Annotated in this window: 13 protein-coding genes; all 13 read right to left on the minus strand. The window is 40.7% G+C overall.

All coding sequences use genetic code 11. The annotated features are described in order from the left end of the window. Positions 1-395: 395 nt before the first annotated feature. Positions 396-722 carry a rhodanese-like domain-containing protein gene (locus tag FH971_RS06405; RefSeq protein WP_137227311.1) on the minus strand — a complete coding sequence of 109 codons (327 nt, stop codon included), beginning with the start codon at positions 720-722 and terminating at the stop codon, positions 396-398. A 70-nt stretch (positions 723-792) separates the two neighbouring features. Further along, the gene (locus tag FH971_RS06410; protein ID WP_137221772.1) at positions 793-1,005 is read right to left on the minus strand and encodes a YgaP family membrane protein; all 213 of its coding nucleotides are present in this window, start codon (positions 1,003-1,005) and stop codon (positions 793-795) included. Between the two features lie 44 nt (positions 1,006-1,049). Continuing rightward, the gene (locus FH971_RS06415; RefSeq protein ID WP_137221770.1) at positions 1,050-4,322 is read right to left on the minus strand and encodes an efflux RND transporter permease subunit; all 3,273 of its coding nucleotides are present in this window, start codon (positions 4,320-4,322) and stop codon (positions 1,050-1,052) included. Positions 4,323-4,327: 5 nt separating this feature from the next. Then, positions 4,328-5,377 carry an efflux RND transporter periplasmic adaptor subunit gene (locus FH971_RS06420; protein WP_137221768.1) on the minus strand — a complete coding sequence of 350 codons (1,050 nt, stop codon included), beginning with the start codon at positions 5,375-5,377 and terminating at the stop codon, positions 4,328-4,330. A 213-nt stretch (positions 5,378-5,590) separates the two neighbouring features. Next, on the minus strand, positions 5,591-6,868 hold the full coding sequence (locus tag FH971_RS06425; protein WP_140233753.1) for an OmpP1/FadL family transporter: 1,278 nt from the start codon (positions 6,866-6,868) through the stop codon (positions 5,591-5,593). 426 nt (positions 6,869-7,294) lie between these two features. Beyond that, on the minus strand, positions 7,295-8,752 hold the full coding sequence (putP, locus tag FH971_RS06430) for a sodium/proline symporter PutP (protein WP_140233754.1): 1,458 nt from the start codon (positions 8,750-8,752) through the stop codon (positions 7,295-7,297). A gap of 134 nt (positions 8,753-8,886) precedes the next feature. After that, complete coding sequence (locus FH971_RS06435; RefSeq protein WP_137221762.1) at positions 8,887-9,594, minus strand: DUF3379 domain-containing protein; 708 nt, start codon at positions 9,592-9,594, stop codon at positions 8,887-8,889. Then, the gene (locus FH971_RS06440) at positions 9,587-10,150 is read right to left on the minus strand and encodes a sigma-70 family RNA polymerase sigma factor (protein WP_137221760.1); all 564 of its coding nucleotides are present in this window, start codon (positions 10,148-10,150) and stop codon (positions 9,587-9,589) included. Before FH971_RS06440 ends, FH971_RS06435 begins: the two co-directional genes overlap by 8 nt. A 100-nt stretch (positions 10,151-10,250) precedes the next feature. Further along, complete coding sequence (locus FH971_RS06445; protein ID WP_140233755.1) at positions 10,251-11,879, minus strand: BatD family protein; 1,629 nt, start codon at positions 11,877-11,879, stop codon at positions 10,251-10,253. Further along, positions 11,873-13,960, minus strand: coding sequence for a VWA domain-containing protein (locus FH971_RS06450; protein ID WP_240778449.1), 2,088 nt, complete (start codon positions 13,958-13,960; stop codon positions 11,873-11,875). Before FH971_RS06450 ends, FH971_RS06445 begins: the two co-directional genes overlap by 7 nt. Continuing rightward, entirely contained in the window at positions 13,960-14,964 is a 1,005-nt protein-coding gene (locus FH971_RS06455) for a vWA domain-containing protein (protein WP_137221754.1), read from the minus strand. The genes FH971_RS06450 and FH971_RS06455 overlap by 1 nt, the downstream gene beginning before the upstream one ends. Beyond that, entirely contained in the window at positions 14,964-15,506 is a 543-nt protein-coding gene (locus tag FH971_RS06460; protein WP_137221752.1) for a DUF4381 domain-containing protein, read from the minus strand. Before FH971_RS06460 ends, FH971_RS06455 begins: the two co-directional genes overlap by 1 nt. Next, positions 15,507-16,442 carry a DUF58 domain-containing protein gene (locus FH971_RS06465; protein WP_140233757.1) on the minus strand — a complete coding sequence of 312 codons (936 nt, stop codon included), beginning with the start codon at positions 16,440-16,442 and terminating at the stop codon, positions 15,507-15,509.

Here is a 16,442-nt window from a genome sequence, read left to right on the forward strand (position 1 = left end):
AGCTTATTCTGCTTACCTGTTTAAAAGGTAATCAATAATTAACCGAATGTAAACATTAAGTTAATTATTTGTTGCTTGCGTAGCAGCGCGTTATTCTGTTTTATTTTGGATTTACAAATCGTTTTAGTGAATTTTACTTTTATTTTATTTTGTTAAAGTGGCTGATTAGTAATGCTTTATTTATTTGATGTAGTGATTTAGTTTAGTTTAGGTTCGAACGAATTAATCAGTTTTTACTAATGAACATTTTGTTAATGTAACTGAGTGTAGTTTTACAAAGTAGGAGGGGAAAAGTGTTTACGAAGAGAGAGGAAATAACTTATCAGTTTTATCACAGATAATAAAAAACCACCGATGGTGGTTTTTAGTATTATAGATTTAGTTGATGGCAGAGATTATCGTGACGACATTAATGTGTCTAAACCGCCAGCATTATAGGTTTTACTATACCCTTGCTTAACTAATGCATTTTGCGCCATTCCACTTCGACGTCCACTACGGCAATACAATACGACATCGGTATCTTTTGCTAAATTCAATTTCGCTAGTTGGGGCACTATTTGATCGAATGGGATATTAATTGCGCCATTAATATGACCCGCTGCAAACTCCTCTGCAGTACGGACATCAATTACCATATCCCCTTTATCTATTTTTTGCCAAGCCACATTTGGATCTTGTTCTACCACTTGTGCTGGTGAAATAAAAGATACTGCTAACATTGCAACTAATGCTAATAACTGACTGGATAATTTGGTAATCGAATTTTTTAACACAATTATTTCCTTGTTTCTATTTAGCTAATGCTATTTCAGCTGCTGTTTTAATGCCCATTTTTTTCATTACTATCGCAGCTGGACAAAAACCTGTAAATGCACTCTGAAATAGATTAGCGCCTACAAATACAGTAAGCCAGACAAAGTATGGGCTGACGGTTACTGTTAAGACTACGGACAATAAAACCATAAAACCACCAAAGGCTATAATACATCTTTCTAATGACATTTTTAACTTCCTATTGGGCTTTGCCCTGTTTGCAAAATAATATGTTAACTTTCTTTATTGATGTATTTATGTTTCATCACCGAAAAATACAACACCGGTATAACGACTAACGTTAAAATGGTTGAGATAAAAATCCCAAAAATTAAACTAATGGCCAAACCATTAAAAATGGGGTCATCTATAATAAATAACGCTCCAATTATTGCCGCTAATGCTGTTAACATAATGGGCTTTGCCCGTACCGCGCCAGAGTGGATAACAGCTTGCTCTAAGGGCACGCCTGCGGCTATTTGTTGATTAATGAAATCAACTAGCAATATTGAGTTTCGAACAATAATGCCGGCTAGCGCTATCATGCCTATCATAGAAGGCGCGGTGAATTGAGCGCCTAACAAAGCATGTCCTGGCATAACGCCGATAATAGTTAATGGAATTGGCGCCATGATAATGAGTGGCACAATATAAGATTTAAATTGACCCACTACGAGTAAGTAAATGGCGATCATGCCAACGGCATATGCAATACCCATATCGCGGAAGGTTTCATAAGTTATTTTCCATTCACCGTCCCATAAAATAGATACATCTGTTAATCCATCAGGCTGATTAACCAAGTTTTGTTGAATAGGATAGCTTGAGTCACCTTGTTCATTTTGTTGATTAATTTGACTAACCATGTCGAACATCCCATAAAGAGGGCTGCCTGTTGGGCCTGCCATATCAGCAATGACCATGATCATTGGCACCATGTTTTTATGAACAATCGGTGCATTAATAGTCTGTTGATGTACTTTTACTAATTCAGCCAATGGTACTGTGCTACCTGACTGACTCGGCAAACGTAATAGCAATACTTGTTTTAAGTCCAATTTAGCCGCTTCATCAAGCTGTAATCTTATCGGCGTGGGCTGCATTAACTGTTCTTGATGTAAATAATTGACATCCTTACCATCAACAGCAGTGCTGATAGCTTCCACGATACTGGCATAAGAAACCCCCATTAAACTGGCTTTATTACGGTCAATAATGACTTGCCATTTCTGTTGCTGTGCTGGCAGATAGATATCCATATCAACAACGTATTCAGTATCTTTGAAACGCTGTAACAAGTCATTGGCTGCTTGCTCACGTAACTCGGTGTTAGGTGCATAAACCTCGGCTACGATAGGGGACCAAACTGGCGGTCCTGGAGGCACTTCAACAATCTTGATATTGGCTTGATAGCGTAGACCAATTTGTTGCAATGGTTCGCGTACAGATGATGCAATCGTGTGACTGTCACGGTCGCGATGTTTCTTATCCACTAGATTAACTTGGATTTCTCCCAGCTCTTGGCTGCTACGTAAAAAATAATGTCGTACCAAACCATTAAAGTTCATTGGAGCATGTGTACCGGCGTACAACTGTAAATGCTCAACCTCTTCTACATTGCTGAGATATTGACTAAGATCTTGTAGTACTCTTTGTGTTTGCTCCACAGGAGTTCCTTCAGGCATGTCGACCATCACCTGAAACTCTGATTTATTATCAAAAGGCAGCATTTTTAATACCACAGCTTGCATTACAGGTAAGGCGGTAGCAAAGACAATCAATAATATGATCCCTAAAGCTAAGCCTTTACGTGCTTTTGGGGCATGTTCGCCGATTAAAAAAGGACTCATTATTCGCGTAAACAAACGTGTTAATCGATTGTCTTCTTCAACCGCAATGCCAGTATTTGTCGCTGCACTATTTGAACTAGATGACTTTTTATGAGGCTTAAGTAAATGGTTGCTTAACCAAGGCGTCATAATAAAGGCGATTAACAATGAAATAATCATCCCCATGCTGGCATTAATTGGAATTGGGCTCATGTATGGTCCCATTAGTCCTGATACAAATGCCATAGGTAATAACGCTGCAATTACCGTAAAGGTGGCTAATATTGTTGGTCCGCCCACCTCATCAACGGCATGAGGAATAAGTTCACCAATGGGTTTATCACTCATTGCCATATGTCGGTGAATATTCTCTACCACCACGATGGCATCATCGACCAAAATACCAATAGAGAAAATAAGTGCAAACAATGAAATCCGATTTAACGTAAATCCCCATGCCCAAGATGCAAACAGGGTAATGGCGAGAGTGATAATAATCGCAACACCGACCACGGCTGACTCGCGTAATCCCATGGCGAAAAACACCAAGAGCACAACTGCAGATGTAGCAAAAATCAGCTTGAATATAAGGGTGTTGGATTTATCTCCGGCTGTTTTACCGTAGTTTCGGGAGACTGCAACGTCAACATTATCTGGAATTAACACATTATCGACGGCATCGATTTTAGCTAACACAGCATTAGCAATATCAACGGCATTTTGACCGGCTTGTTTACCGATTGCGATAGTAACAGCAGGATAAGTGCCTTTATCTGTTACATGCCAAACGTGTTGTTTGGGGATATCGCTTTTAAGACTTACATTGGCAATATCAGATAAATATACTGCTTGAGGCAATGGAGTTTGTTCTGTAGTTGCCTCGGGTTGATTCACTTTGATTAATAGATTACTGACATCATCCGGAGTTTGTAAAAACTGACCCGTTTGCAGCTTAATTTCTTGATTATATTGCGTCATCGAACCGAGGGTCGACGCTTGGTTATTATTCTGCAGTGCGTTACTGATATCGGTAAATGTCACCCCGAAGCTGTTCATTTTCACCGGATCTATACGCACATTTAACACTATTTCATGGCCACCTTGGGTATAAATCTCTCGTGTACCCGGTATTCGTTTTAGTTCAGTTTCTAGACCTGATGCAACTAAGGTGAGTTGTTCTGCCGTCATGCTAGGGTCTTTAGACCAAAGCGTTAATCCTACTATTGGCACATCGTCAATGCCTCTGGGTTTGATTAACGGCTGACCAATACCTGCTGCATGATTAAACTTGTCGCTATTTGAGTAAAGTTGGTTATATAAATTAACCACGGCTTCATCTCGTGGAACCCCAACTTCAAAAATGGCAATAATGAGCGCGCCATCAGGCTGAGAAAAGGAGTAAAGCGTATCAATCCCTTTTATTTCAGAAATGATGCGTTCTGCTGGCAAGGTAACTTGATTCTCTACTTCTGTGGGTGTAGCACCAGGGTAGGGAATAAACACATCAGCAAAAGTGACATCAATTTGAGGTTCTTCTTCTTTTGGGGTGATGATTACGGCAAAAATACCGAGTAATAACCCCAAAATGGCTAACAAAGGTGTAATGGCATTATGTTGAAATGTCTTTGCTATGGAGCCAGAAATACCGAGTTTTTTTGAATCATTTGGTGTTGTCATTGAGATTACTCCTGAGCTTGTGCTGCTGAGGAATTAATTAAATAACGGCCGGCGTCAATAACAATTTCGTCACCAACCATGAGGCCGGATAATACTTCTGCAGTATTATTTTTAGTATCAATTCGGCCTATACGCACTTGATTGAGTACTACCTTATCTGCATTTTTACGGTATACAGACGTCAAATCACTGACTTGGTGTATAGCTGATAGTGGGATCATTAAACTGGGTTCGCTAGGAATGTCTATTATAACTTTACTCCACTCACCAACAGTCACATTTTCGATGTTATTAGCATCAAGGTTGACTCTAACTTGATGTTGATGAGTCTGCGGATCGGCAAATTGGTATACGTTAATCTCTTTTGAAGTGATTTTATCTCCGTTGAACAATTGTACGGTTACTTGATCCTGTTGCTGCCATAGGGCTACGTCTTGTTGTGGTATTTGAAATACGACTCTGAGGTGTTGAGTATCGTAACCGGAAAATAACGCTTGGCCGTAGGATATCGTTTCACCTAATTCAATAAAACGTTGGGTCATTCGGCCACTAAAGGGCGCGCTAACGACAGTATAATTTAAGCTTTCTTTCGCCTTAATTAATAACGCTTGAGCTGCGCTGACGGCTTGTTTACTGGATTTTGCTTTGGCAGTGGCTTCATCCATTGCGCCTTTAGATATCGCTCCCTTTGGGAACAAAGTCTTATAACGGAGATATTGCGCTTGAGCCTCGCTGTTAAGGGCTTCTGCTTTTGCGAGTTCAGCTTCGGCACCCGCTAATCCAGCGCCTTGTTCTTTGTTGGTTATCTCTAATAATGCCGCACCTTGCGGAACAAGATCGTTCACATCAAACAAGATTTTTATTATTCGCCCTGAGGTTTGTGCCGACACCGTTGCTGCTTTAATTGCTTCAATTTTAGCATCGTAAAGTCGTGGTTGAAGTTGTTGGGAATATGCAAGTGTTAATGTTTTAACATCAGAGGCTTGTGCAGCACCGGGTAAAATGATTGAGGCTAAGATGGCACTGAAGAATAATTTTTTGGATAAGTGAGACATAGCGATAGCCTTGATTGATGTTCATAAGAAAATTCTAATGGACTTTAACCAGTTAAGCAACCGATAAATTGTAAAACTTTATAAATTAGAACATGTTGATATAAAAAGCCGCCAATTAAAGATAACCGGCGACTTAGTAGAATCCGTTTTGTTTTTTAGCCCGTCGTGAGTGAGCGCAAAAAACAATAGATATTAATGTTTAAAAACAGCTAGTTAAAAGCTGTAGTTATATTGTACTGAGTAATAAACAGCATTTGAGCGGGTTTGAGCTGATATTTCACTATTATACCCAGCGACTTGTGCAAGAAGGTTACTATCTTCTAACACCGTTACATCTTCTCCGCGAACTAAAGCAACACCAAAATCAACGGTAGATTGTTGATTTAAATCGTAACTCACACCAGCGGTATACCAAGTTCGGTCAGAATCTGGGATAGATAAAGATGAATGCTGATCAACCACACCTTGGTCGGTTGCTAACCCTGCGCGTAAAGTCCAATCTTGGGTAAGATTATAAGTAGCGCCTAAACTTAAGAACCACGAATCTTTCCAGTGGTATTCTTTTAAATCAGCTTTGTCGACACCATTCTCGCCGTCTTTAACCACGATTTTGTCGAATGCACTCCAATTAGTCCATTGGGCCGTATAATGCACGGCAAATTTCTCTGTTAGCTGGTGGAAACCGGCAAACTGAGCAATATCAGCAAGTGGAATATCAATTTCATTGTATTCAGAATACAAGTAGTTCACATCACCTTTAGCTGTGAGTTTAGGGCTTATACGATAGCTTAAACCAAAGCGGTTATCTGGGTTGACTTCATAAACCACTCCGACAATCCCGCCTAATGCCCAACCATCAGCATCAACATCAACTAAGCTACCCAATTGCTCGTTAGTTCGAGTTAGGGTTCCGCTGGCATAAATAGCATCAATACCGAAACCAAAACTAAACTCATCATTTACTCGGTATGACATACTGGTATTGAAATTAATAGTAACCACTTCAGTGTTACCTAATAAATCAACTGGCGGTGGAAGTGCGACAGCATTACCGCTAATAGTAGGAGCTCTGTTTGACAAGTCACCTAAGTCGGTACCGGTACCATAGTTAGTGAATGCGGCAACCCCGAAAGCCATTTTGTCGTTAATGGGATTGATATAATAAAAATTTGGGATGAGTTTAGCTTCAGCCGCATCATGTTCACTACCAAAAACGACATCTTGTCCAGCGAAACTGCCTTCTATATCAGATACCGATACATCAATATCAGCATAAACGACGCCTAAAGATAGTGCTGTTTCATCAAAAAGAGCCATTGCTGCAGGATTTCGAGATAAAACTGAGGCGTTGTCAGCAATAACAGCATCACCAGCCATGGCACGACCAATACCAGTAGCGGATTGACTGTTTAACTGGAAACCAGCTGCAGACGTTTGTGCGCTGATTAAACCTACTGCAGCAGCAATGAGTGTCTTGTTGAATTTATTCATTATTATTTCCCATTTGTTATTACCGTTTTCGAGTTAATTTTAATCACTTTAGAGAGTTGACGGCAAAAATTTAGGGCATCTTAGGTAAGTGCGATCAATGTAACAACTCCGACCAGATGTTAGCTGTTGTTAACATTAAGTTAATTTAAGATCTTAATCGTGAAGTAGGTGTTTGATAGCGTGGCACTATATGTAAATTAGCGGCAGCACTAATGTGATAGTAAACAACCAAATAAAGTAAATTAAAGTTTATTCATACTGAATGAATATTAAGCGCCTGAATGACAATTTAGAACAATCGGTTTTTACCGCTTAACATCGTCTTACTTATTGTTGTTTATTATCTAATGGTGAAATAACGGTTAATAAATAACGCAACCTCGAGAACAGAAGTTGAGCTATTTATATCATTCAATTATGTAAAAATTATGATGTTAATGAACGACGAAAAACGTTGAAATCTGCGATAGTGTTCTGTGTTGGTGGTGAAACTTTACTAATAATAACGCCAAATAACATTGCCAAAACAAACCCAGGAACGATTTCATATAACTCAAAAAGCCCCCCGGTCATTTGTTTCCACACTACAACAGTTATCGCACCCACCAAAATGGTTGCAATAGCCCCATTACGGCTATAACCCTGCCAAAAAAGTGATAATAGCACCACAGGACCAAAAGCCGCGCCAAACCCAGCCCATGCATAACTGACTAAACCCAATACACTGCTTTCCGGGTTTAACGCAACTAAGCCTGCAACTAAGGCGATAGCAATGACACCTATTCGACCCACTAACATTAATTCTTTACTGCTAGCTTGAGGACGCAACCATTTAAGATAAAAATCTTCAGTGATTACACTAGAACAGACCAATAATTGTGAATCAATGGTACTCATGATGGCAGATAAAATGGCCGCAATGAGTAAGCCGCCTACCCAAGGATTAAAAGCTGCATTGGCTAAATGAATAAAGACCGTCTCTGGGTTTTTAAGTGGCTCTGCGGCAAAGTAAAGACTACCAGCAATACCTGTTGCTAAGGCACCGACTAGCGACACTAACATCCAACTCATGGCAATACGACGTGAAAGCATCAGATCTTTTGGATTTCCAATTGCCATAAAACGAGACAAAATATGCGGCTGACCAAAATAACCCAGTCCCCAAGCCAATAAAGATACAAGACCTCTCACCGTGGTGTTTTCACTAATAAACGACAACATGGTGGGATCAATGTGTTCAAAATTGGCTTGTGTATTAGGTTCGCTAAAGATTGAAATAGGTACAATGACGAGCGCGACTAACATTAAGCAACCTTGAAAGAAGTCTGTCCAACTAACGGCAAAAAATCCGCCAACAAAGGTATAAGAAACGATAATGAATGAACCGATCAATAAGGCAACGGTATAATCGAGGCCAAATACTTTTTCAAATAATATTGCGCCGCCGACCATGCCTGAAGAAGTATAGAAGGTGAAAAAAATTAGGATTGTTAATGCCGAAACAAGTCTTAATAGCCCATGAGAATCATTAAATCGATTTTCAAAAAAGTCGGGTAATGTTAATGCATTATCGGCCATTTGGGTGTAAATGCGCAGACGTCTAGCAACAAATAGCCAATTAAGCCAAGCCCCAAACACTAATCCAAAACCAATCCATGCTTCGCCTAATCCACTTAAATATACGGCACCAGGCAAACCAAGTAATAACCAACCTGACATATCTGATGCGCCAACACTTAACGCTGTTACAGCGGGGCCCATTTTTCTGCCACCAAGAATGTAATCATCCACGGTATCGGTTTTGCAGTAGGCCCAGTAACCAATTGCCATCATTAAGGCGAGGTATCCGATGAAGGTAATGATGATTGGTGTTTGAATATCCATATTGCTTCCAAGTTATTATTCTTATGGTCAACATGCTAGCAGAAGTTTGATTTAGTTCACACTTTGATTTTTCTAGTTGAAAAAAAATCCGCTATTCAATGAAGTAGCGGATTTTAAATGGTTATCAGTAGATATTAAATAAAGGTGTTTTCAACTTCTTTTTTGACAAAATCAAGGTCTGAAGCGGGTTCTCCAACCAAGACCATATAGGCATCGGCTGTTTGAAAGCTTTTGCCTTTATACTGATTATCAGCAAAGGCTTCTTCTAATACAATCCGGTTTTCTATGGGCACAATGAACAGGGTAACCTTGTTTCCAAGCTCGTCAGCCATCACCAAATGTAATGATTTGATACCTTGAAAATCACAATATGAAGTGTAAAAAACACGTCCAGGCTGTTGAATAAACTTAGAATCACTCAAACCATCTAAACCAGCTAGTTTAAAATTGACGTCATTAAAACCAATATCTTGTTCCATGATCAATGCTTTGGTTTCATGATGAACATGAGCCAATGAGTTTTCCCCTAGGTTTACTGGCGTAAAGCGCAATAAACTAAAGCTGACTCCCACAATGAAAGCAACTGATGCCGCCATCGCCATCATATAACGAGTGTGTTTTTTACTCTTTTGGTGTTGGCTTAATTGCTGTCGTAAAATTAATTTATCAGCTAAATCATTAGGCACATCAATACTGAGTGCTTGAGTGAGTTTATGGTCAAATGCTTTTAGGTCTTTGACAAATTTAGCATCGTCTTGATTTTCAGCTAAATGAGCTAAAAATTCATCGGACTGATTATTGGGGTCACCGTATGCTTGGCGACGAAACTGTAGATCATCCATTTGATTGACCTCTTACCTCTGGTGCTTCGAGAGCGTCTTTTAACTGGTTTCTGGCTCTAAATAAACGGGTCATTACCGTATTTCTATTGAGTTCGAGCATGGTGGCAATTTCTTCGCCACTAAACCCGCCAATCAGCTGCAATAACAAAGGCTCTCGATATTCAATATCGAGTTTACCTATTTGACGACGTAACCAATACTGTTCGGTATCATCTTCATGACTTGTCGATAAAACATCTTCAAGTAAATCTTGTTCAACGTCACTGTAGTCAAATTGTTTACGCTCAAAACGTCTGGCATTTTCTCGTCTTAAAATGGTAATTAACCAGGCTTTAGCGGCTTTTTCGTCATTTAAAGAGTCCAAAGAGCGCCACGCTCGTAAGAACGTTTCTTGAGTAATATCTTCTGCGACATGTTTATCACCACATAACCAAAAGGCATAGCGAAAAATGTCGGTATGAAGCGCCCTGACAAGGCTATCGTATCGTCGTTGTTTTGTTAGCATCTCAGATAAGACCGCGGGTTCAGCCTTTTTCTTACGCAGGTAATCAAACATTTTTTAACTTTTTTGAGTTAATCATATGTAACAGCTTAAAAAGAGGTGGGATTAATAGCAAGCTAAATAGCAGAAACACTCTGCTATTTAGCTTTTTAATCTAAGGGTTAAGCTCTACAATTATCGATTTGCTACTGGCTTGAGATGGCTGTTGATAGGCTAAAATTGCATCTATGAGTGACTTTTTGTCCATAGCTTGAGGATGACGGCTGTATTTATCAGCTTGTAATTTACTAATGGCAATTTCAAGTTGTGTTGATAATCCACTTATTTGAGTCAAGCTCATTGGCTGACCTAAGCGATCGCTAAAGTAATCTTGTAATGCTTTAATAGCGGCACTACTGTCATTACGATCGCAAGCATGAATAATGGCTTTTAATTCTGAGGTAGTGCTTTTTAATGACGTTTTTTTGTGGTTAGGAGAAACCTGATTATCCCTAGTATTTGCTGCTACTGCTTTTCGCCATAATACTAACGTTATTATCCACAGTAGTGCCAATACTCCGCTAATCCACGGCCAATATCCAGCAGAGCTATTTACCGTAAAACGGTCTGCTGATGGAATATCTGTTGGCGTTACGGTACTGCCAATAACATTAATAGTACGCGCAGGAAGAGTGGCAAATTGTTGTTTTTTAAGATGTGGATTCCACCAAGGCACCCGTATCTCTGGCAATGTGTATGTACCCGGTTTTGTTGGTACTATGGCTGTCGTTAAACTGTACTGTGATACCACTTGATTGTCGCGTACAAAGGTTTGCCTTAAAGGCTTTTCTGGATAGGCTTTTAATCCTTCAACCAGCGGTATATCGATATCGGGCAAGCTGGTGTCATCGGTATTTGATGCTATCAAGCTAATGGTGCGAGTAATAGGGCTGCCTACTTCAAATTCGCTGATATCGTCTGGCCAAGTTTCTTTTAATACTGCAATGTCACTGACAAGCCATTTTCCTTGGTAGCTTGGCGGTGTTGAATTGATTTGAATGACTTGTCTTTCTGCTTCAGTTTGCATCGGCCGACTTTCGTTAAAGCCAAACATTCCACCTCGTCTTGGCGCTTCCACAAGTACGTCGCCTGAAAAGCTCGCGCCGTTGATGACTAATTCTCCTGGGAGATCGGCAATAATACCGTAAGTGCGTTCTATCACTCTAAACCGACGGCCATCGACAATTTCGTTGCCGTCTTTATCCTCTCCAATTTGTTTGACTTGCGCACCTTCTACTGTGGGAGCACTAATGACACCGCGTTGCAGCTCAACGGCTAAATAGAGCTTCACTTTATAGGTAATTAATTGACCGACATAAGCGTCAGAAGTATTGGTGTTAGCCTTAATAAACACGTTTTGTGCTTCACTGGTCTTGGCACCTTGAGGCATGACTTTCACCGAGATGGGCTGTGAACTTACTCCGTTGATATTGAACGCCGGTATGGTGACATCACCTAATGATTTAGGTGACAGTAATACCTGCCATCGGGTTTCTTTTGTGGTGTCAAAGTTAACCATTTTGGTACTGCGGCCAACACTGGTTCTGCCAACAATAAAGTTTTTGAGTAACACTGAAGTATCTAACGCTCCAGCGCTGAGGTCATCATCGGCCGTAATATCGAGCACAAAGTACTCCCCAGCAATGACAGGGTTACGATCTATTGTTGCTTGCACTTGGCTAAGGGCAAATACCGGGGCTGCAATGATGAATAGCAATAGGCTACAAAAGGTTCTAATTACCACTGTTCATTATCCTTAGTCGGTTGACTATTTTGACGACGTTTTTGATATTCGAGCTGCATTTTATTACGGATCAACACTTGTGGGTCTTCGTTGATGGCGCGAAGGGCTCGTTCCATATCTGCTGGCAGTTTATCTTGGTTTGCTTGCGATGCAGATATCACTTCTGATGATTTACCTTCTGTTGCCGTTTTGTCACTTGGTTGTGCTGAGGCTGCAGAAGTATTCATTTTTTGACTGTCATCAGTTTGTTGTTCACCTCTTTTACTGGCATTAGCCTGCATACTCGCTTCGTTACTCTCTGGCGTGTCTTGGTTTGCAACATCATTTTGTTGAGAAGATTGGTTATCTTCAGATGATTGTGGTGCCTGCGGCTCAGCGCTATTTTGTTTTTGGTCACCGTTTTGCTGTTCATCAGAGTTTGATGTCTGATCTGCTTGTGGCTGTTGATTCTGTGACTGTTGTTGCTCGCTATCAGATGAACGGTCATTGTTATCGTTAGATTGATTTTCAGAGCTCTGATCTTGGCTTTGTTGGCCAGATTGATCTTGTTGACCCTGTTGATTTTTCTGTTGGCCTGATTGTGACTGATCAGGCTTTGATTGATCTGAATCGCTTTTATCTGACGAAGATTTCTCTGATGAATTGTCATCATTTGAATTTGACTGATCTTGTTCTGACTTATCCGACTCTTGCTTAGAGGGATCTTGTTGCTGTTGTTCAAGCAATTGTTGAGCTAAGGCAAAATTCTTTTCTGCCTCGCTAAAAGGTGATTGTGCTGCAATAGCCTTTTGGTAACGAGTGATTGCTTCTTGATAATCTTTTAGCTGCATCAGCGCATTACCCTGATTATATAAACCTTGGGCACTATTATCTTGCTCAAACTCGGCTAATGCTTGTTGATAATCGCCTGCTTTATAGTGGGCAGAAGCACGCCATTGTGAGTCTTTAAATGTGTCAGCAGCCTGAGCAAATTCACCTTGTTGGAATGCCGATTGTGCTTGTTGATCTTTGGTTTGCCATAAATCTTGCCACACAAAGGCTTGCGCCGGTTGGCTCTGGGTCAGACTAAATGCCATTGCAGTCGCCAGCAACAATGCGGGGTTAAGCATGATGGTTAATAATCCTTGTCTAAAACTCATTAACATCGGGATGATTAATAACATGGCAAGGTATGGTCCCAGATCTTGCCATGCTTCACCAGCAAGTTCTGTTTCGGTTGCTTTACCGTCGGATGCCAACCACTGGGTTAGGGTGGTGACATCGCTGCCATCAGTTTGTGCTGGGACGAGGATCCCTTGATGTTGTTGCACCAGTTTTTGTAATAAACCGTAATCTGTTTTAGCGACAACGACTTCGTTACTATTATCACGTAGTAATTGGCCGTCAGCTAATCGGATAGGGGCTCCTTGCTTACTGCCAAAAGCCATGATCGATAAACGATAACGACTGTTTAGCGCCGTGGTTGCTTGATTAAATTGGTGTGCGGAAATGCCATCGGTCATAACAATAATGTCACCAGTAACATGACCGCCTTGTGCGAGCAGTTTTTCTGCCAAAGATAATGCAGCCGCCAAGTTTGAACCTTTGGTCGGCATAATATCGGGCGATAATGTAGGCAGTAAGTTTAAAATGGTGCCACTGTCGCGAGTTAATGGGCTAATAGTGTATGCATCACCAGCATAGGCTATCAGTCCGGTTTCACCTTCTTTTAATTCATTAAGTAAATCGGTCGCTCTAAATTTGGCATAAGATAACCGATTAGGACTTAAGTCCGTAGCGTACATTGACTGAGACATGTCCATCACCAGTACTCTACCTTGCTCGGTAGCAAACACCGGCAGGCTTTGTTTATTTAATGCAGGACCAGCAATAGCGATAACGGCAATGATCCAACAAACTATTAATAACCATTTAGGTTGATGGGTTTTCTCAACAGTTTGGCTTATTAATAACTGGCTTAAATGTGGGGCGATATATTGCTTCCAAGCCGATTGCTGACTCTGTTTACGCCAAAATAGTGTGCTTAATATCAAAACTGGGATGAGCCCCCAAAGCCACTCAGGGCGAATAAAATGCACCATTATTGGTTCGCCTCTTTGTTTTTGCCTGTTTTAGGTAATGTTAACGAAGGCCATAGTTGTTGCAAGCTGATTAAGAAACTGATTAATAATGACATTAATAAAGGCCAATAAAATAATTCACTTTTAGGGCGGTAACTCAATTGATCTCGACTCACTGGTTCTAGCTTGTCTATTTCTTGATAAATGCCTTCGAGATCTTCGCTGTTTCTAGCTCTAAAATAATAACCTTTAGTCAGATCTGCTATTTTTTTGAGTTGGCCTTCGTCTAAATCCATTGATGGATTAACACGTTCTTTGCCAAAAATAGTGCGACGTTCTAATACATCTGCGCCAACACCAATAGTGTAAATGGTGATATTACGTTTAGCGGCAATTTGCGCGGCAACTTCAGGCTCTATGTTACCGGCGTTATTAGAACCGTCTGTCAGTAGAATCAATACTCGGTTACTTTCTGCAACTTTATCAAAGCGTTTAACCGCAAGCGCTATGGCTTCACCTATAGCGGTTTGTTTGCCGACTAAGCCAATTTGCGCATCATCTAAAAATGTGGCGACTGAGCGACGATCTAACGTTAGTGGTGCTTGTAAATATGCATGGTCAGCAAATAGGATCAGCCCAAGCCGATCTCCTTTTCGACGTTCAATAAAGTCACTAAGCACATGTTGTATTAGCGTAAATCGGTTAACCGTTTGTCCGTTTATCACCATGTCTTCAATTTGCATACTGCCCGATAAATCAACTGCCATCATTAAATCGCGGCCTTTTGCCGGTAGTTCTATTGGATCGCCAAGCCATTGTGGTCGAGCTATCGCTAATAATAAAAAAAGCCACATTAACCAGTAACGTTTTCGGCCAAATTTATAGTTTGTTGTGGTGGCATTTGTGACGGTTGCGGAGATACCCGGTAATTGTAAATACCCGCCAGCGCTGTTCATATTGACACGTTTAATCAATAACGGCAGCGGCAGCAATATTAATAACCATGGCCAATAAAGTGCTAACATTAGGCCTCCTGATGTGTAGGTGTGGATGCTAAGGTGACATCATTAAAATGACGTTTATTGCTTAACCAAGCGCTTGCTAAATGTTGTAATTGCACTTTTTCAGATGGGTTTAGACCGTTAGCTTGATGACGCTTAATTAATAACTGACCAATTTTATGTTGTTGTTCAGGTGCCAGACGGGTATCTAACCAATCAAACCAAGGTTGTCCGTTGAGTTTGGCAAAATGTTCGCGAGGTAAATAAGTTAATGCGGTGCGCTTAAGTAAGCTATTTACCTGTGCGGCAAAGTTATCATCTTCAATGTCATAACTCTGGAGTAGCGTCAGCGCTTTTTTGCGTGGAGCATGATATTGGCGCTGCTTATATAAGCGTTTGGCCAACCACAAGGCTAAAATGACAAATACAGCTGCGATTATCCAATACCCTGGTGCTGTGGGAACTGCACTTATTGGATCAGGTAATTGAATATCTTGCATTTGAGATAATGCTGATACATGTTCATCAGTTGGCATTGGCTGTGTCGGTAAATTTGAAGTGGTCATTTAACGTAAAATTTCCAATTGTGCACTGAGCGGTTTGCCTGCATCAATAAACTTTGGTTGCACTTTTATTAAATTCATTAACGAGACAAATTGCTGTATTTGTTGTTGCTGAGTGCCTAGCCAAGCTTCATAACTTTGGCGGGTTAACGTCAGTTGTTGCTGGCCATCACGTACCGGTAAGGCAAATTGTTTGGGTAACGCTAAAGTCCCTTGTCTTAAAGGATCGGTTACTACAAATGCACCAATATCACAGTAGCGTGATAATTCCGTTAATGGCGCTAAACATTGTTGGTTAATGTGTTGCCCGTCGGTGATGATCCAAATAAGCGATCCTGGTTTCGCAATACGCTGTAAACGTTGGCAGGCTTTAAACATATGACCCGGATCGGGTGACAATTGATTAATTTGGTCTAATTGCTGCTGATGTGCATTAATTAGCCCTGAGGTTAGCTGCAAAATACCTTGACGACGACTACGTGGTTTGAGCTCTAAATGATTTGTTTCACTGGCAATTAATGCTCCAATTCTATCGCCATTATTGATAGCGTTCCAACCTAATGTTGCGGCTAAATGTGCCACTTGAACCGATTGAAGTAAGAGTTGTGAGCCAAAATACAAGCTGTGGCTTAAATCAATTAATAGCAGAATAGGGCGTTCACGCTCTTCAACAAACAACTTAGTGTGTGCTACCCCTGTGCGTGCCGTTACCCGCCAGTCAATGGTGCGAACGTCATCACCATTTTGGTAATGACGCACTTCAGCAAACTCCATCCCGCGGCCTTTGATAAGACTGTTTCGATGACCTGACAATGCTGCTTTTGCGCGTGATTTACGATCGGGCATCGCGCGCGACAGACTTTGACAAGCAATAAGTTCTTGCTCATTTAAGCTCACACCATCACTGTAAAGTGGTAATGAATTAGTTTGGTTCATCAT

Origin of the sequence: Shewanella polaris (assembly GCF_006385555.1) — a bacterium.
GTDB classification, from domain to species: domain Bacteria; phylum Pseudomonadota; class Gammaproteobacteria; order Enterobacterales; family Shewanellaceae; genus Shewanella; species Shewanella polaris.